Annotated in this window: 10 protein-coding genes; 3 read left to right on the top strand and 7 right to left on the bottom strand. The window is 61.5% G+C overall.

Annotated elements, in window-relative coordinates; all coding sequences use genetic code 11:
* Window positions 1-470: 470 nt before the first annotated feature.
* The 3 genes from VF673_RS14770 to VF673_RS14760 form a co-directional block, all read right to left on the bottom strand.
* Window positions 471-2,903 (bottom strand): Lon protease family protein, encoded by a 2,433-nt coding sequence (locus VF673_RS14770; protein WP_440292491.1) that lies wholly within the window; start codon window positions 2,901-2,903, stop codon window positions 471-473.
* Window positions 2,904-2,934: 31 nt separating this feature from the next.
* Window positions 2,935-3,798, bottom strand: coding sequence for a uroporphyrinogen-III synthase (locus VF673_RS14765; RefSeq protein WP_440292490.1), 864 nt, complete (start codon window positions 3,796-3,798; stop codon window positions 2,935-2,937).
* Window positions 3,799-3,865: 67 nt separating this feature from the next.
* Window positions 3,866-6,850, bottom strand: coding sequence for a transglycosylase domain-containing protein (locus VF673_RS14760; protein WP_440292489.1), 2,985 nt, complete (start codon window positions 6,848-6,850; stop codon window positions 3,866-3,868).
* A 181-nt stretch (window positions 6,851-7,031) separates the two neighbouring features.
* Between VF673_RS14760 and VF673_RS14755 the strand changes: the two genes are divergently transcribed.
* From VF673_RS14755 to VF673_RS14745, 3 genes are all read left to right on the top strand, one after another.
* The gene (locus VF673_RS14755; RefSeq protein WP_440292488.1) at window positions 7,032-8,417 is read left to right on the top strand and encodes a diguanylate cyclase; all 1,386 of its coding nucleotides are present in this window, start codon (window positions 7,032-7,034) and stop codon (window positions 8,415-8,417) included.
* A 139-nt stretch (window positions 8,418-8,556) separates the two neighbouring features.
* Entirely contained in the window at window positions 8,557-9,756 is a 1,200-nt protein-coding gene (locus VF673_RS14750; RefSeq protein ID WP_440292487.1) for a sugar transporter, read from the top strand.
* Between the two features lie 62 nt (window positions 9,757-9,818).
* A complete protein-coding gene (locus VF673_RS14745) occupies window positions 9,819-11,165 on the top strand; it encodes a substrate-binding domain-containing protein (RefSeq protein WP_440292486.1) in 1,347 nt (448 codons plus the stop codon).
* A gap of 41 nt (window positions 11,166-11,206) precedes the next feature.
* Here the strand turns inward: VF673_RS14745 and VF673_RS14740 are convergent, their stop codons facing one another.
* The 4 genes from VF673_RS14740 to VF673_RS14725 form a co-directional block, all read right to left on the bottom strand.
* Window positions 11,207-12,265, bottom strand: a complete 1,059-nt coding sequence (locus VF673_RS14740) for a hypothetical protein (protein WP_440292485.1) — start codon at window positions 12,263-12,265, stop codon at window positions 11,207-11,209.
* Complete coding sequence (locus VF673_RS14735) at window positions 12,262-16,323, bottom strand: toxin VasX (RefSeq protein WP_440292484.1); 4,062 nt, start codon at window positions 16,321-16,323, stop codon at window positions 12,262-12,264. The genes VF673_RS14740 and VF673_RS14735 overlap by 4 nt, the downstream gene beginning before the upstream one ends.
* Window positions 16,320-17,120 (bottom strand): DUF4123 domain-containing protein, encoded by an 801-nt coding sequence (locus VF673_RS14730; protein ID WP_440292483.1) that lies wholly within the window; start codon window positions 17,118-17,120, stop codon window positions 16,320-16,322. Before VF673_RS14730 ends, VF673_RS14735 begins: the two co-directional genes overlap by 4 nt.
* Window positions 17,117-17,772, bottom strand: a 656-nt coding sequence (locus tag VF673_RS14725; RefSeq protein WP_440292482.1) for a bacteriophage T4 gp5 trimerisation domain-containing protein, incomplete at its 5' end; no start/stop codon positions are given. The genes VF673_RS14725 and VF673_RS14730, both read right to left, overlap by 4 nt.

Genomic DNA, 17,772 nt, shown 5'->3' with positions numbered 1-17,772 from the left:
AACGGCTGGCTCGGTGTTCTGGCTTCACCCTTCGCACCGAGGGCGGTGCTCCTACAATCAACATGCTCCTCCTGCGTAGGAGTACCCGCCCCGGGTGCGAACGGGGTGATGCACAATCCCGTCGCAGTTGCCCACACAATCTGTGGATAACTCTGTGAGCAGCCTAGGAGCAACTGCCGCTGGGCCACGCCACGACAGGCTGTGAGGCAATTCGTTCAAAAAATGGACAACCCCGACCGACCGGTCTCAAGAAGAGTGCAGGTGCGGCTCAAAGCCGCACCATTACGGGGCTGCCGCCTCGCTGATAAGAAAAAAGGTCGATTGGTTCACGGATCACCGGAAAGGGTGATTGTCAGCAATTCACGCCAGCAGAGCCAACGGGGTAATCCACACAAACTGTGGATAACCCTGTGGGCATTCATGGGAAATACAGCGCGAACGCTTGTCAGCTCTGACTTGGAAAGGACTGATCAGGGTTTGAGCAGGGGCTCGATGCCGGGCGCTTCGCCGGGGCTTTCCCGGTCATCATGCTGGTTGCGCTGGCTGATCGCCTGGAGTCGTCGTACTACCCGGTCATTGATGGAGCCGGCGGGGAAGTTGCCGTCCTCATCCGGCTCTCCGGCGTCCTCCCCGGCCAGCAGACTCAGCGCCTGATCGACGTTATCCACCGCGTAGATATGGAACAGTCCCTCGCGTGCTGCATCCAGTACCGTCTGATGCAGCATCAGATTGGGTACATTGGAGCGGGGAATGATCACCCCCTGCTCCCCGGTCAGGCCGCGGGCCTGACACAGGCGGAAGAAGCCCTCGATCTTGACGTTGACCCCGCCGATGGCCTGGACCTCGCCGAACTGGTTGATCGAGCCGGTGATGGCGAAGCACTGCTTGAGCGGTACCTTGGCCAGGGCGGAGATCAGTGCGCAGACCTCGCCCAGCGAGGCGCTGTCACCGTCGATATAGCCGTAGGATTGCTCCAGGGCGATGCTCGCGGAGATCTCCAGCTCATGATCCTGCGCGTAGCGGCTGCCCAGATAGCCGGTGAGAATCATCACCCCCTTTGAGTGGATAGGCTGACCAAGATTGACCTCCCGCTCGATATCCACGATGCCGCTGCTGCCCGGATACACCGTGGCACTGATGCGGGCCGGCACGCCGAACACCGAATCACCAATGGCCAGAACCGTCAGGCCGTTGCACTTGCCCACAGCGGCGCCGTCGGTATCGATGAGGATGACGCCGGACAGCATGTCCTCGCGGATCCGCGCGCTGGCTCGGCCGGTGCGGTTCTCCTTGGCCTGCAGCGCGCGCTCGATATGGCCGGTATCGGTGATGCGGTCACCGGCCAGCTCCCGCACCAGATCCGCTTCGGCTACCAGCTGGAAGATGTCGCTGATGCTGGCGGACAGGTGCTGCTGGTGTTCAGCCAGGCGCGCACTGTAGGTCAGGATGCGGGCCACCGCAGCGACGGTCAGAGGGGCCATGCCTTCCTCGTCGACGCGGGTCTTGAGCAACTGGGCCATGCCCTCGATGCTGTCGGGTGTACGTGGCAGGTGGTCATCGAAGTCCACCAGCACGCGGAACAGCTCCTGAAAGTCCGGATCGTAATCCTGCAGCATGTAGTAGGCGCGCCGCGATCCGATCAGCACCACCTTCACCGACAGCGGAATCACCTGGGGCGTCAGGGTGACCGTGGTCAGCCGACCGAGGTCCGCCCAGGGTGATTCCATCTTCAGCTGGCGGGAATGCAGCGCCCGTTTGAGCGCCTCCCAGGCGAAGGGTTCGGCCAGCAGCTTGTCGGCCTCCAGGACCAGGTAACCGTAGTTCGCCCGGTGCAGCGCACCGGCACGGATATTTCGGTAGCTGGTGACCAGCGCCCCCTGCTCGGAGGTGTATTCCACCCGTCCGAACAGGTTGTCATAGGACGGGTGCGGCTCGTGGACCACAGGCGCCCCCGGTGAACCGCTGTGCTCGACGATGACGTTGGGACTGTAATGGTCGATCAGGGCCGCTTTCTTCACCGCATCGGAGCGCAACTCGGCGCGCTCGTCGACCAGCAGCTCCACCACCACCTTGAGCAGGTTCTGGTGTACAGCCTGGATGTACTCGCACATCGCCGGGTTGTCGCAGTAGCGTTCGGTCAATGACACCAGCAGTGGGTTGAGCGCCTCGGTAATGGTTTGCTCGTTCAGCTCGCGCAGCTCGTTGCTGGATTCGCGCTTCCATTGCGGCAGGCTGGACAGTGCCTCGCTGAGCAGATCCTCGAGTTCGGCAATATCGGCGTGGTAGCGCTCGCGCTCGGCCTCGGGCAACTGTGCGAACTCGGCCTCCTCCAATCCCCTGCCCTCACGGATGGGGGTGAACGCCAGGTTGCCGTTGTCCCGGTAGAGCATGATGTTGCGTTCCAGGGCCTGACGTTCGACGCTCTCTATGGCGGCGTCATAGCGGCGGTTGAACTTCTGGTCGATGGCGTTCTTCTTCTGCTGGAAGGCCGGGTGCTCGAAGGCCGCCGGAAAGGTCGCCAGCAGGTTGTCCACCAGATTCTCGATGTCTTCGACGAAGCGCCCGGAGGTCCCGGCATCCATATGCAGCGCGCGGGGTGCACGGCTCTCCTCGAAGTTGTTGACGTAGGCGCAGTCCTGCGGCGTCGGCATGCGCTTGGCCTCCGCCTTCAGATAGCGCATGGCATAGGAAAAACGCCCGGTACCCGGTTCACCCATGACGAACATGTTGTAACCGGCGCGCTTCATGGCCACCCCGAAATGCATGGCTTCGACTGCTCGATCCTGACCGAGGATGCCCTTGAAGGGCTCCAGATCATCGGTGGTGGAAAAGCCCAGGCTCTCCAGATCGATCGGAACAGTCAGCTGCTCTGGCAGCAAACGAAGCGGACCGGATTTGCTCATCAAACTTCCTTTGGTAACGAGGTGAATGGGATCAGTGTAAACCAGTATCCGAGTCCGGACCTGCGGCCGGGTTGGCGAACCGGCGTACCAGCTCGCGCACCAGCGGCTTCATGAAGAAGCTCTGCTCGGGCATCAGATCCACCTCAACACCGCGATCGCGCAGCTCCTCAGCCACGACGGGGCCTACCGCGGCAACGGTCACCTCTTTCAGAATCGAGACCAGCTGCGTGTCTCCGACACTGCGCCGGCCGATCTGGAACAGCCGCCGAACCTGGGTAGCGCTGGTAAAGGCAATGGCATCCAGTGTGCCGGAGCCCAGCTCCTGTATCAGCTCCTCCACCTGCCGATTTTCCACATCGTCGGCGTAGACGTAGGGGGCCACCGGCGCGGTCACCGCCCCGGCCTGACGGAGGAAATCCATCAGTGTCGGGTTGGGATCAGTCCCGTAGAGCTGCACGGCAATCCGCCGTCCCTGCAGGTTCTCGTCCGCCAGGGTGCGGATCACGCCTTCGGTGGTCGGCTCCACCGCTACCAGGTCAGCCTTGAGACCGATAGTGCGCAGCGCTGCACCGGGTTTGGGGCCGCGGGTGATCTTGCGTACCTGCCCCAGTCGGGCGATGAAATCCTCACGCAGGGTGCCTCCGGCTCGCTCGGCGGCAGCGAGCAGCCGGCGGATACCCTCACCGGTCAGGGCAATGAAGTCATCCCAGGGTTCATTGGTGAAACGTTCCAGCCACTTCTGGACCGGCTGCTGGTCGGGGGCGTCATGGATGGAGACCAGCGGGCAGCGCAATACCTGAGCACCACGTTTGAGCAGCATATCGGCAAACAGATCAAGTTCACGGCTCTCGGGCAGGGCGATACGGCGCCCGCTGAGGGGCAGATTGTCAGACATGGCAAGCATCCGTTCCGGGAATAACAGGGGGGTCAATGCTAACCGCTTTGCCACGGGCCGTCGCCCCTCAGGGCAGCGACGCCCGGGCCTGCAGCTCTCCGACCGAGTCGGGTGAAGTCAGATGTGGCGCCAGTACCGGAGCCATGCTTTTCAGCACCTGCGCCGGCAACGCCGAGGTGAAGTGGAAGGCCCCGGCATCCTCCCCCGGAACGAAGGCGGTCAGCGTACCGAAGTAGCGGTCGCCGATAAAGAACACGAAGGTCGCGGTGCGATTGAGTACCGAAGAGGCAACGATGGCCCCCGAGCGGGTCACCGTATGGATGCGGTTGTCACCGGTGCCGGTCTTGCCGCCGACCACCAGGGGCTGGCCCTCGGCATCGGTGAACACGCCCTGCAGCCGGCGACCGGTACCATCCAGCACCACCGCCGACAGCGCACCGCGCAGCGCTGCGGCTACCGCCGGATGCAGCACCTGCTCCTGCTCCAGGGGGGCCGGCTCGAAACGGGTCTCCCAGGGCGTGCCTTCGGCAAAATGCAGACTGCCCAGCCGTCGCAGGCCGATTCGTCGACCGTCGTTGAGGATGATGCCCATCAGCTCGGCCAGGGCGCTGGGTCGGTCACCCGAGCTGCCCAGCGCCGTACCCAGCGAGGGCACCAGCTGCGCAAAGGGGTAACCGACCCGGCGCCAGCGCTCATGCAGGGCAGCGAAGGCCTCTTTTTCCAGCATGATGCGCATGCGGGTATTGCGGGCACTGACATGGCGGGTGCGGAACAACCAGCTGTAGACCTCCTGCCGCTCATCCACGCTCGCTTCCAGCACCTCGGACAGCGTGGCCTGGGGATGCTCGCGCAGATAGCCCAGCAGCCACAGTTCCAGCGGATGCACCTTGGCAATGTAGCCCTGATCGTTGAGGTTATAGCTGCCCGGGGCATAGGTGCGGTACAGGCGCTCTATCCTTTCCGGACTCTGCGGCACCCGGACATGGGTCTCGAGAAATTCACGGAAGGTATCGTAGTCCGCCTGCGGGTGCAGCTCCCGGTACACCACTGCCAGCCTGGCAGCGATCGGCTGGACCTGGCGCAGCAGGCGTTCAAAGCGCTGGGCTTCGTCCATACCCTGATAGCGACGCCAGAAGCGCTGCAGGAAGACCCTGCCTTCGCGGTCGGCGAAGGTTTCCAGATAAGCCCGGCGGCGCGGATCGCGATCGTTGGTCAGCAGACTCTCCGCATCCTCCACCCGCTGGTGCATGCAGTAGCGGATGACATCGCGCAGCAGGCGTATGTAGGGCAGATTGATCGACTCCTGCAGCGCCTGCTGCACGGTGACGATGCGATTGTTGTCCTCCTTGCGGAAGTTGTTGAAGCGCTGCACGCCGCTGCCGGTGAAGAACTGCTCATAGGGAGAGGCGGAATATCGGCGCTGCAGGGCCGCTTCGAGCATCTGTTTCAGGGTGGCATCGGGGTTGCGGCACAGATAATCGGCTGCCCACAACGTCAGCGGGTCGCCACGCCGGCTGCGGGCGGCCTGGATCACGTCGGCATCGGCGCCGGCCAGTTGCCCATGCAGCTCGGCGATGATTTCCAGATAGGTGGTCAGTACCCGCAGCTTGGCGGTGGAGCCCAACTCCAGCTTGCTGCCGGAATTGAGATCGAAAGGCAGCCCGGTGGTGTCGGTCTGCACCCGCACCTGATGGCCATCGGGGGTCAGCCCCATCAGGGTGAAGCTGTAGCGCACCTGCGAGGCCTGCTGCGGCGACAGCAGCCGCTCACCCAGCAGCCCTGCTTCGGAGGCGACAATGTCATCGGCCAGCGCTTCGAGAAAATCGCCCACGCTGCGCTGCAGATTGGCATCCAGAGTGCTGTTGACCTGCAGGTCCAGTCGGTCCAGGTCATAAGCCGAACGGCCCAGCAGCGACACCAGCTGATTGCGCGCCACCCAGGCGGTCTTGTCCGCACCGCTTGGCTCCAGCAAGGGGTCTGCCTGCCAGTCCCGGTATTCCAGCCTGGTCCCCAGAGCCGCCAGGGCCAGCTGCTCATCTATGCGCTGATGACTGGCCAGCAGGCGCACATGGCTGTCGACCAGCTGCTGCAGCTCCTCCCGACCGCCCAGCAGATACCAGCTGGGTCGGCGCTGGGCGATGATCAGCGACAGGGCCTGGCGCAGCGCCCGGGCCTGATCGGCGAGACCGTTGTCGCCGTTGAGATTGGCGGAAAAGCGCTGCAGATCTTCGGCAAACCAGACCCACAGGGCGTCCCCTACGCCATGGACTTCGCCGTGACCGGGGGCGGCAGCCAGGGGAACCGTGTTCAGGTAATCGCGCACCAGCTGCTGCCGCGCCTGCAGGGTATCCGGGCCGTGCATGTAGGCACGCACCGTGGCCGAGGTCATCTGCCGCAGTTTGTCGATGGGCGACTGGGTGCGCCCCTCCAGCGAATGGCGGTATTTTTCCATCTGGGTCGCCAGGGTGCTGGCTCCGTGCCCGGGCCCCTCGCCGCCCAAAGTATCCACCAGCATGGCCATGGACGCCCCCATCAGCCGCGGCCAGTCCACCGCCGGGTTGGCCCGGGGCAGGGTCTCATCCAGCAGGTGTCGGTTTTCGATGAACAGCAGGGACTCCACCAGCAGCGGAGGGATTTCCTCGAACCCGGCAAAGCCCGACCGGGGGTAACCGAACTCGTAGATCACCTCACCCCGGGCATCAATGATTCGCAGGCCCGCCTGAGTTTTCTCGTCATAGGGGACATAAAGTCCACGACCTGCATATTCCATGAGTTCCGGTGAAAAGCGCATCTGCCGGGTGATCTGGAAGCCTTCGCGCTGCAATCTCTGCTGGAACCGGGGAATCAGACTGTAGCCAAGACGCTGATCGAAGGGCCCGGATTCCGGGAAGTGGATAGCATCGCTCTGGCCCGCCACGGGCCGGTAGCGCAGCTGGCTGGCATACTCGCTGATCCAGTTGGACTGGAACCAGGCATGACGGAACTCGAAGCCGGCCACACAGATCATGGTCAGCGTCAGAAAGCCCAGAATCAGCCAGATGCGTAATCTCATGATTCCCCCATGCCCAGTTCCCTTAAAGTCTAGTTGAGGATCAGCGCTGCGTGCGCAAGCCCCTTTATTCCGCTTTTTGCAGACGCATGGTTGGGCCTGAAAATTCGCCCACACCGCGACAGGATGGCTTCGTAAACGGGGCTATGGGAAAATGGCCGTTCGTCCCTGTGAGGTACCCGCAATGCTCGCCACTCAATTCACCCTCGACGATCTCACCAGCGAATGGAAGGAGCGGCTGGACAGCTTCCCGATCGATGTACGCGAGCGGGTGGCACAGACGGCGGAACGTCATCGCACCGACCTGGCGTCGCATTTCTACACCGTGATGCTGACGCACGGGGAAGCAGCGCAGTTCCTGTCCCACGAGGAGGTCAAGACGCGACTCAGCAGATCCATGGAAAACTGGATCACCAACCTCTACAACGGCAGCGATGCCGCCGATATCCAGTCGGTCATCGCCCACCAGACCCGGATTGGCGAGGTCCACGCCCGGGTTTCCATTCCGGTGCATCTGGTGCTGCGTGGCGCCCGGCTGCTCAAGCAGCGGTTGATCAGCCACCTGCGCGAAGAACTGCCAGAACGCCAAGCCGCCGAGGCAGGGGCCTTTGCCGCCACCCTGATCGATCTGGCGATGGAGATCATGAGCCACGCCTATACCACCTCACACGACCGCCGCTCCCGCGCCGAAGAGAGTTACCGACTGTTCGCGGTAACCCAGAACATAGCATCGGAAAAAGAGCGCCAGCGCGCCGCCCTGCTCGACTGGGAAAACCAGCTGATGTTCGAAGTAGCCATGAGCACCGCCGCCCAGCACCTGCCCCGGCTGAGCACATCCGAATTCGGTCTTTGGTTCCGGCACAAGGGCGCGCACGGATTCGAGCGCGCACCGGAAACCGAGCTGATTCTGGAATCCATCACGCGGATCGACGAAATGCTGCTGCCGCTGTTCGCCAACCGACAGGGCGAGGCAAGCCCGACCCACACCCTGCAGCTGCTGCGAGATCTGCGCGAGCAGGCCAAGAGCATCAGCTATCATCTGGATCTGCTGTTCGAGCAGAACAACGAACTGGAATCCGGCCGCGATGTGCTGACCCGCCTGCTCAACCGCAAGTACCTCTCGGTAGTGCTGAACAAGCAGGTCACCTATGCGCGCAGCGCCGGCGGCAGCTTCGCGGTGCTAGCCCTGGACCTGGACCATTTCAAGCAGATCAATGACAGCCATGGCCACGAAGCCGGCGACATGGTGCTGCAGCAGGTCGCCGCACTGATGCTCAACCGCAGCCGGGCCGGGGATTACCTGTTCCGCATGGGGGGCGAGGAGTTCCTGATGATCATGGTCGACGTCAATGGCCACAGCGCCGCCAAGGCCGCAGAGAACCTCCGTCGAGCCATCGCCGCCGCAACCTTCCGCCTGCCCCGGGACGTTACCATGCATCTGACGGTCAGCCTCGGACTGGCGGTGTACAACGGGCATCCCGATTACCAGCAACTGCTGCGCCGGGCGGATGACGCCCTCTACGAGGCCAAGAACAACGGCCGCAACCAGGTGGTGATTGCTCCGGAATAGATCCGGCGTAACGCTCGCGTTCACTCGCTTGAGGATATCCGTCGGGAAGTCGCCCGAAGGCGGCGCTTTCCGTTAGAATGCACTCCTTCTCGACGGACCGCCTTCGCCCGTCGATTTCCTCTCGTTCGGTTCCATCTTGATGACTACTGCAGACACCGCTCCCCAGGGCAGCTGGCTCGGCGTTATTGCCCTGGCCCTGGCCGCATTCATCTTCAATACCACCGAGTTTGCCCCGGTGGCGCTGCTCAGCGACATCAGCGCCAGCTTCGGCATGCTGCCGGAACAGGTCGGCCTGATGCTGACCGTCTATGCCTGGCTGGTTGCCCTGACCTCACTACCGCTGATGCTGATGACGCGCAACATCGAGCGCCGCCGCCTGCTGCTGGGCGTATTTGTCCTGTTCATTGCCAGCCACCTGCTGTCCTTCCTGGCCTGGAGCTACGGCGTGCTGGTGATCAGCCGAGTGGGCATCGCCCTGGCCCACGCGGTGTTCTGGTCGATCACCGCCTCTCTGGCTGTGCGCATTGCACCGGCCGGACGCGAAGCCCAGGCCCTGGGTCTGATCGCTGCCGGAACCACCCTGGCCATGGTGCTGGGCGTTCCCCTCGGTCGGGTGATCGGCGAGATGATCGGCTGGCGCATCACCTTCCTCAGCATTGCCGTGCTGGCCCTCATGACCATGGCGGTGCTGGCCAGACTGCTGCCGCTGCTGCCCAGCCGCAACAGTGGCTCGCTGGCCAGCCTGCCAGTGCTGGTCCGCCGTCCGGCGCTGATGGTGGTCTACGCCCTGGTGGTCATCTGCGTCACCGCCCAGTTCACCGCCTACAGCTATATAGAGCCCTTCGTCCGGGACATCGCCGGCCTGGTCGGCAACCAGATCACCGGACTGCTGCTGGTATTCGGTGGCGCCGGGCTGGCCGGCGCGGTGATCTTCAGCCGCTGCAGCCCCTTTCATCCGCGCACCGTCCTGGTCGGCAGCATGTTCGCCCTGACCTTCTGCCTGCTGATGCTGCTGCCGTCCGCCGCCAACCTCTGGCTGCTGGGCGGCCTGAGCTTTATCTGGGGCGCTGCCATTCTGACCCTGACACTTGCCCTGCAGTCCCGCGTTCTGCGCATTGCCGAGGATGCCACGGATGTAGCCATGTCCCTGTTCTCCGGCCTCTATAACCTGGGAATCGGCGCCGGCGCCCTGCTCGGCAGCCAGGTCACCAGTCAGCTGGGGCTGGCCAACGTGGGCTCGGTCGGCGGCATGCTCGGCCTCGGCGGCATGCTGATCTGCCTCACCGCCCTGTGGCGGCTGCCGCCACAGATGCCGATCCAGCAAAGCGCTCGACCCTGACATCGAACCGTCATATTCGTGTAATAAGATCGCCCCGCTGTTTCATCACAGGGGCAATGGATATGTCAGTTTTCTCCTCGCTGCGCTCGGCGCGTGTCAGCCGCCTGCTACTGGCCGGTCTTATCATTCTGAGCGCACCGACTCAGGCAGCCGATCTGCACCTGCAGATCAATGGCTCCAATACCATAGGCGCCGAGCTCGCACCGCGGCTGGTGGAGGGCATGCTGCTCGCCAACGGCGCCAGCGATATCCGGGCAGACCTCAACCAGACCACCCGGGAACACAGGATCACCGCTGTCAGCGTTGATGGCCTTAGCATTGAAGTACGCATCCACGCCCACGGCTCGGGCACCGCGTTCAAGGGATTGAAGGACGGATCGGCGCAGATAGGTGCCGCCTCCCGCCCCATCCGCCAGGCCGAAGCCAGCGACCTCGCCGCCGCCGGGGACATGCTCGGCGCCGATGCGGAACAGGTCATAGGTCTGGACGGCATCGCGGTAATAGTCCACCCGGACAACCCCATCCAGACCCTGGATCTGGATCAGATAGCCCAGGTGTTCGCCGGCCAGATCACCGACTGGCGCGAGCTGGGCGGCCTGCCCAGCCCGATCCATATCCATGCCCGCGATGGCAACTCCGGCACCTGGGAAACCTTCCGCGACATGGTACTCAGCCCGCGCCAACTCGAGCTGGCGACCAGCGCACAGCGCTACGCCTCCACCAGCGAGCTGTCCCTCTCGGTCCGGCGGAATATCGGCGCCATCGGCTTCGTCGGCCTGTCCGGTATCGCTCCTGCCAGGGCCATTGCGATATCTTCCGGTGACTCGCAACCCATGCTGCCCACAGCGGAACTGATCACCACCGAAGACTATCCCCTCGCCCGCCGGCTGTTCATGTATATCCGTCCAAACGAAACCAACCCCCTGGCCAGGGCGCTGCTCGACTTCACCCAGAGCCACGCCGGGCAGGCCGTGGTGGACCAGGTCGGCTTTGTCGGCCAGAACATCCGTACCATCACCATCAGCCCGCAACCGGACATGCCCCAGGCCTATCAGCAACTGACCAAACGCGCCGTACGGCTGTCGGTCAACTTCCGCACGCAGGAACGCTCAGCCAGGCTCGACAACAAAGCCTGGCAGGATATGGACCGACTGGAGGAATTTCTCACCGAACGCGCCCTGACTGATGATCGCATCGTACTGGTCGGCTTCAGCGACCCGCGGATGAAGGGGGCGGAAGAGCTGCTGGCCCGGCTGCGCACCAATACCGTCCGCCGAGCCCTGCAGGAGCGCGGCATCAACGTTGCCGAGACCCTCGCCATCGGCAACGAGCTGCCGGTTGCTACCAACAGCAACCTCAGCGGCCGCCTGAAGAACCGTCGTGTCGAGGTGTGGGTGTACAACGACTAGCAAAGCGCCCATCAGGCATAGATGGGGATGTAGGCCCCGTCTCAGTCCACATACTGACAATACTGCGCCATCAAATTGGGCCGGCGCAGGGTGTCGATGTTGCGTATACCGGTATGGATCTCATCGACCTTGGTCTTGAAAGTCTCGTCGTCCATGTCCACCCAGTAACGCGGATCGCGCCCGGTACGGCGGTCGTGCTCGGCGGTGGTAGGATCGAGGTGCCGGTATTGCTCCAGATAGGGAACATCGGGGAGTGGGCGGCTGACATCCATGTAGTTCTGGATATAGTCCCACAGCGCAAAATGTTCGTTGACATCGTCACTCTGGTGCACAAGGTGAGCAAAGTTGATGCGGATATCCCGATAGCGGTGCGAGAGGTGGAGCACGTTCAGCGGCAGACCCTGCCGATCCGGGCTGCTGATGACGTAGGCATCGAACTCATGAAAGGGTGCGGTGAGTTCACCTATGGTGCCGTTCTTCTTGTACTCGCCGTTATTGTCGTAATCAAAGACGGTGACCATGCCGGTCTGGCGGTTGAGTTCCCAGAGCGGGCCACGGGAGGGGCGGGCCCATAATTTTGGGAATTTGTAAACGACCAACGCCCCCAACATCCAACTTAGATATAGGGGTGAGAATATATATGCACCACTTACAATGCTATCAATCATCTCGGCTAAAAAACCTATCTCCGAGTCAAACGCGAGCATAATACAAACCAGGATATATACCGGAATCACAAATAGAGTTATCCCCTTCCCGAAGATATATAAATTCGTCCAGAACCTCCCCCCAACAGAGAGTTGAGCAAAGCGATGTCGCTGATGGTCATATATATAGTGAAAGTCTTCCGTTTCCGTAATTCTAGGCTTGTAGGTGCCATTGGCCTTTTGTTCTGCGTCTTCCCGCTCCACCTGCTCCCGGATGCGTAACCGCTCAGGACTGTCTTTATAAAAAAACCTGGCCGGTGCCAGCTCCTGCGTATTGCCCCAAGGCAGACGGACCCTGCCCATTTTTTTGAGCCAGGATCGCTCGCTGGAAGGGAGTTGCGCCGGGATACGGTCCGGTCGGTAGGCTGTGGGGGCGTAAGTAATTGTATTCATAGTTCCTGAGCGGCAGTGATGGGATAGAACACCTCCGGCTGAGCCGAGAAGGCCTGACTGGCAGCATTGCGCAATGGTATTTTCGGTGCGGGCGCGGGAAACACCCAGGTATCTTCGGGCAACTCAACTCGTGCCTGAACCCGCAGGTACCACTCATGATGCAGGCTGGTATCGGAGTATTTGCCATTCCAGCGACGCGAAGCAGGGGTGCTTACATAAAGCAGAAGAGACCCCGGCCAGGCAATCTGAGCAGCGGGAATAACTGTCCGAGTGGTCTTCCGCAGGTCGGTTGCCAATACAGGCTCAGTCATGGGCGGATTGCCCCGCTGATAGACGGTTTCCGTGCTGTGAAGCCGACATTCCGCACGGATGCTGGCCCCCTCCTGACTCCCCAGCAAACCTGGCAGATGAGTTTCAATCCGTATCACCGTATTGGCTTTTCTTACCGCATAGGGAACCGGGTCGTGCATCAACAACTTTGCGTCAGGGTTGTAAAGGGGGTTGGTTTCGACCTTGATGGTAGGGCCGGCGAACAAACCGATCAGGCGATAAAAAGCTTCGTCCGGGTCCAGCAAATGGGGATGCCTGGTGTTGTCGCCGAAAGGACCGTTGCCAAGCCAGTCCTCCAGCGGTGTATTGCTGAGCCAGTAAACCACGCCGGCGCCGGTACCGATAAGCAGTAATGCCACCCATCCGAAAGGACCAAGCAGCGCGCTACCGCTGACAAAGAACCCCCCGACCACGCCGACAGCCGCACCGCTGGCCATCAGCAGGTACCCCCACATGGCGTCGTCGTTCCAACGCCACGCATGCCAAGCGTCATACAGGCAGATGCCGACCATCACCAAGCCTGCGGCAGTCTGGCCCATCAAACGAGCAGTGACATCGCGTACGACCTCGCTACTCAATTTTGCACCCAGCCACCGGGTAGCTTTGAGCTCCGGTAAAGTAAATATGGCCACTCGGGTAACGGCTACAATCGAATTGTTGCCAGCCATCTTGTATGTCAGTGCTTCCATGGCGACGAGTAGGTCAAGAACCGCTCCAGTCGTCCCAAGTCGCGTTCTGCTCTTCCCTTTTTCCTGTGTTGTAGCTTGGCTGGCACCGAGCTCGAGCCTCAAGTTATACAACTCCAACATCATCACCCCAGCCGGAAACACCTTCCCGTTGAGCGCCCGAAAAAGCGGATTATCCTGTTGGCTTTTCAGGTGCTTGGCGGCGTCCTGCAGACCACTTCTCGCCTGGTGTGCGTTCTGCCGTGCGGTAGCAGCATCAGCACTCGCGGTACGTACGCGAGCCTCCTGGAGGATTTCGTCCATGCGGGCTCGGATAGCTTCTCTCGTTGCACCCCTTGCTGCCGAGGAGGCTCTTCTGAGGTTATCCTGTGCTGCGGCGCTGCTTCGCTCAGCCAGCATTGCGTTGATTACGGCCTGGTTGAGCTCTTTTATGCTCTGAGCAGTTTTATGAGTGCGGGGCAATGCCAATACCAGATAGTCGCCACTTACCTGGGGCAGGCCCGCACGATTGGCCACTCGCTGATTGCTTGATGCCAGCAAGTTGCCCTGACTGTCGAGATATTCTCCATACATGCGTACCGGCCGCTGTTGATCAGCGGGCAGGTCGTCCAGACCGAACACATAGTAAGTACCGGCATTGGCGGCGCTGCGGCGGATCATTACTGCTTCACCGAAGCTTTCACGCAGCATGCCCCGCAGTTGCTCAAGCCCCATACCATGCAGGCGTAGGCGTGCGGGGCGTGCCTGGCTGGCGAGGCTGCTGCGCTGTGACTGCTCCGCCTGTCGGGCCTGACCCAGTTGCTGAGAGCGCCGCTGCGCTTCCTCTGCACTCCGCTGTTCGGCAGCTTGTGCCTGTTGTTGAGCCTGTTCAGCCGCTTGAGTTTGGCGTCTGGCCTGAGCCAGATCGCGCTGGCTCTCACCAAGCCGTCGTTGTGCATGGTCGAGGTCCCGGTCTGCCGTCCGTGACAGGTCTTGAGCCTGCTCCAAGGCCTCTTGCGCCGCGTTGACGGCACCCAGCAGATTGGCGTGTATCTGATGCAAGGCATTGGCTCCGGACTTCGCGCTCGCCACCAGAGCGTTGCTCAAACTACCGCCTTTCAGGAGACCAGCCATTACTGCGGCGTTCAGGGTTGTCGGCTCACCAGCAGGCGCTTCTTCATTTTCAAATGCAGCCAACTCGTCAGGGCGGAAACGACCATCGCCCGCGTTGGGCTCAGCAGGCTTTTGATAGGGTATCGTCAGACTTGCCAGATCCACTTCCGGCCAGAGCATCTTATGCAGAGGATGATTATCATCATCTGCCAGGCGGTTGATGAGCCTCTGACCGGGCGTTTCCCTTGAGGCGTACATTGTTCGATCGTTTACAGCATCCGCTATGCGCCCGCTGGGGGCCAGCGTGTCCAGCCGTGCTGGGGAGGCGGCGAGCAGGGGTAGCAGCTGGCTGGTGAAATAGAATTCGGCAAGATATTCGAAGCCGTCCAGGCTGAGGTGATCAGCCAGAGCTTGCTGGTAACAGCTGTTGTCCAGACAGAGACCGAGTAACTGCTGTGAACGCGCCAGGTGATCCCGAGCCAGCATTCTTTCCGGCGTCACGGTAAAGCGGTTGATGTCGCTCCTGCCTTTCTTGCTGAGCTTCTTGAGGCTCTCATGCAGAGGGTTGAGCTGGCCACCGATGGTCCGGGGCACCACCATCTGCTGCAGCAGCAACGCACTGCCATGGTGGGGGTACAGCGCGGCCCGCCGTATGCAGTTCTGCAATAACATCTGCTGGGTTTCGATACGCTGTTTCAGATGCCGAATCCGATACATTGGATCTTCCAGCAAGACGGCGCATAACTGGCGAGTACGAGCAGCCTGCAGTACATCTGTTTCGCTGGAGTGGGCTTCCCAGAGCCCAGCTTGTTCCGGGGTCTCGTTCTCATCAGCCTGGCTTGGAGAAAGATACTTTTCAACGCAGGTTTGAAGAGCGCTGGTTTCCAGCAAGAGGTCCGGTGGGGTTGGGTTGGCAGCTTCGCAACTGTCCGAGAACGCCTGAGCCAGGCTCTGCGCTTGCTGCGGCATCTCTCCCGACAGGTCGCAGATATAGCGTGCCGGGTGATCGAGCAACCACTCATAGCCGGGCTGGCGCTGCCGCTGCGGAGCGGCCAGGGTCACAGGGAACACATGCATGGCAAGGTTCAGGCGGGTTGCTGTTGGCCCCTGAGCAGCCGCTCTTCTTGCCACGTCGTGAAAGTCGTACCCAGAGAAGGCTTCAAGCATATCCAGGCCGTCGGGCTTGTCCTTATAGAGTCGCCCAAACTTCTCTCGCGAGGCACGCAGATCGAAGGACTGGCAGCGGCTGCGACGCAGTCCATTATCCTGTTCAAGGCGCTGCAAACGGACGGCATTGAGTTGCACCTCGGAGAAACACATCTGCACATCCGCCGTATGGAAGCCGTTCCACTGGACCGGAACCCAGATGTCATCCAGAGCTGTGCCGCTGGCCTGGCGCGCTCCATGGCGAAAACCTTCCTCCTGGCGGAACTGACGGATGTCGACGTCGTGATAGGTCGTCTTTCCATCCGATACGCGGACTTCCAGCTCGCGCCATAATCTCCCCCGGTAGAACACATAGATATAACCGCTGCGCACCAACACGGGTGTGCCCAGATCCTGTTCGCTCTTGCTTCCGGGCAAGGCGGTCATCGGCGCTATGGGTACGATCTGATTCCACTGGGTGTGATGCACGCTCTGCCGTGGAGTGGGACGAATATCCTCAAGCAAGGGCAGGCGAATAGGACTGCCTTCACTGGTGGCGATTTCGAGCCATAGATTGCGTTTGGGCTGGTTCTCCCAGTCCCATACGTGCAACACGCTACTGAAAGTGTCGCTGGTCTGGACTTCCGGCTTGTCCTGCTTCGTAAGCCACTCTTGCTCCTGCATGTTGGCTTCGTCGTAAATGACTAGGCGCTGACTGCTCGGATGATCCTTGCCGACGACCTGAACGATGAATTTGGCTGGCTCGCAGGCTGCCCCGCAACTGAGGGCGAAGACGTTGCTCATGAATAACGTTCCTTGTCTTTCACGCTTTGCCAGAGATGGGTTGTCAGGTACTCCAGCCGCTCCATCTCATTTGTTGGTGGCGGGTCCGCGGGGAGGTTACTGTCGGGATGCGCACAGCGAGCGTCGAGGTAGTTGTTCAGGGCCTCGGATGACACCAAGCCGAACCTTCGGCCCTCTTCCAGCCAGTTCCAGGCCTGGTTGAAGGACGGTACCGGATTCTTGCTCCACCATTGGTAGAGAAACCGTTCGGCTTGCTGTCGTTGCAGCGCCTCGGCGTGTTCGGAGCCGATATGAAAGGCCTGACGGTTGGCTTCGGGTCGCCAGTCCGGGGCCTCCGGATTTGTCATGGTGTGAAAACCAAGGGTATCTTCTGCCTCATCTCGCCAGGTACCACCATGCCAGCTCAACTGCTGGATTGGTCCGAACCAGGTCGCCAGCTCGCCAGACTGGGCTGAGAAGAAATAGCTGGCGGTACGCGGGCTGTAATAACGCAGCACGCCTTTGCGCTGACCAGCAAAGCGGATGATCAGAATATGTCTGAGGTGGAGCAGTAATAAGGCCGTCGGGTGTGGCGTGACGAGCAGCAGCCCTGGCCAGTCGTCAGGCTCGTCATTGAATGCCCTCAGCAGCCTGGGGTTGTGCTCGGCTCTGACAAGTAGCGGGCTTTGCGCTGAATAACCGGCCAATTCCGTTTCATCAAACAGACGGAAAGGGTCTGGCTGGTCCCCCCATTGATACAAGCGCTTGGGCAGCCCCTCATCGAAGTCGAGAAGCAGCCAGGTCGACAGTACAGTCATGCCGGCATCCCTTGGTCCGTAGCGCTTCGGCAGGGACAGTCGCTCAAAGGACACTGCAAGGGAGTGCCCCCTTCGGGTTTCTGGCAGAGCTCCACGATGGGAATGTCTTCTTGCAGGCGCTGCTCCAGCAGAGCGCCGGGAGCGGCCTCACCGGCTGGCATCACCTCACCCGGCACCAGCGGCCTGGCTCCTGAGCCCTGGCCTGCGCTGCCACCGGAATTCATCTTCACGCTCGGGCCAACCAGGGTGACGCCACCGGGGTCGAGCTTGACGAAACTGCCACCGACCTTGAAGGTGATTTCCGCGCCGGCTTCCAGCACCACTTTCATGCCGCTGGACAGGTGAATCTCCTGCCCTGCCTCGATGAACTGCCCCTGCCCAAGCTTTACATGCTGGTTGTTGGCGACGGTCAGGTGGTCATCCGCCTTGATTTCTGTTCTGCGGTCGGCGTGGGTGCGGTGGTGCTCTTCGGCCAGGTTCTCGGTGTAGCGGTTGGCCTCGATGCGTTCGTGGCGCTCGTTGCCGACGCGGATGCGCTGGTCGTGCTGGATGTTCTGATCCCAGTCGCGCTGGGCGTGGATGAAGATCTGCTCCTCGCCGGCCTTGTCCTCGATGCGCAGTTCGTTGAAGCCGTTGCCGCCGGGGCTGCTCA

Source organism: Halopseudomonas sp. Lyrl_26 (genome assembly GCF_051948695.1).
Lineage (GTDB): Bacteria > Pseudomonadota > Gammaproteobacteria > Pseudomonadales > Pseudomonadaceae > Halopseudomonas > Halopseudomonas formosensis.
The sequence above is the reverse complement of the archived record's forward strand: the minus strand, read 5'-3'. Positions and strand labels throughout refer to the sequence as shown.

Excerpts from the sequence above, each read along its gene's own strand:
- VF673_RS14750 (WP_440292487.1), top strand. The coding sequence starts at position 8,557 with ATGACTACTGCAGACACCGCTCCCCAGGGCAGCTGGCTCGGCGTTATT.
- VF673_RS14755 (WP_440292488.1), top strand. The coding sequence starts at position 7,032 with ATGCTCGCCACTCAATTCACCCTCGACGATCTCACCAGCGAATGGAAG.
- VF673_RS14760 (WP_440292489.1), bottom strand. The coding sequence starts at position 6,850 with ATGAGATTACGCATCTGGCTGATTCTGGGCTTTCTGACGCTGACCATG.
- VF673_RS14765 (WP_440292490.1), bottom strand. The coding sequence starts at position 3,798 with ATGTCTGACAATCTGCCCCTCAGCGGGCGCCGTATCGCCCTGCCCGAG.
- VF673_RS14735 (WP_440292484.1), bottom strand. The coding sequence starts at position 16,323 with ATGAGCAACGTCTTCGCCCTCAGTTGCGGGGCAGCCTGCGAGCCAGCC.
- VF673_RS14745 (WP_440292486.1), top strand. The coding sequence starts at position 9,819 with ATGTCAGTTTTCTCCTCGCTGCGCTCGGCGCGTGTCAGCCGCCTGCTA.
- VF673_RS14730 (WP_440292483.1), bottom strand. The coding sequence starts at position 17,120 with ATGACTGTACTGTCGACCTGGCTGCTTCTCGACTTCGATGAGGGGCTG.
- VF673_RS14740 (WP_440292485.1), bottom strand. The coding sequence starts at position 12,265 with ATGAATACAATTACTTACGCCCCCACAGCCTACCGACCGGACCGTATC.
- VF673_RS14770 (WP_440292491.1), bottom strand. The coding sequence starts at position 2,903 with ATGAGCAAATCCGGTCCGCTTCGTTTGCTGCCAGAGCAGCTGACTGTT.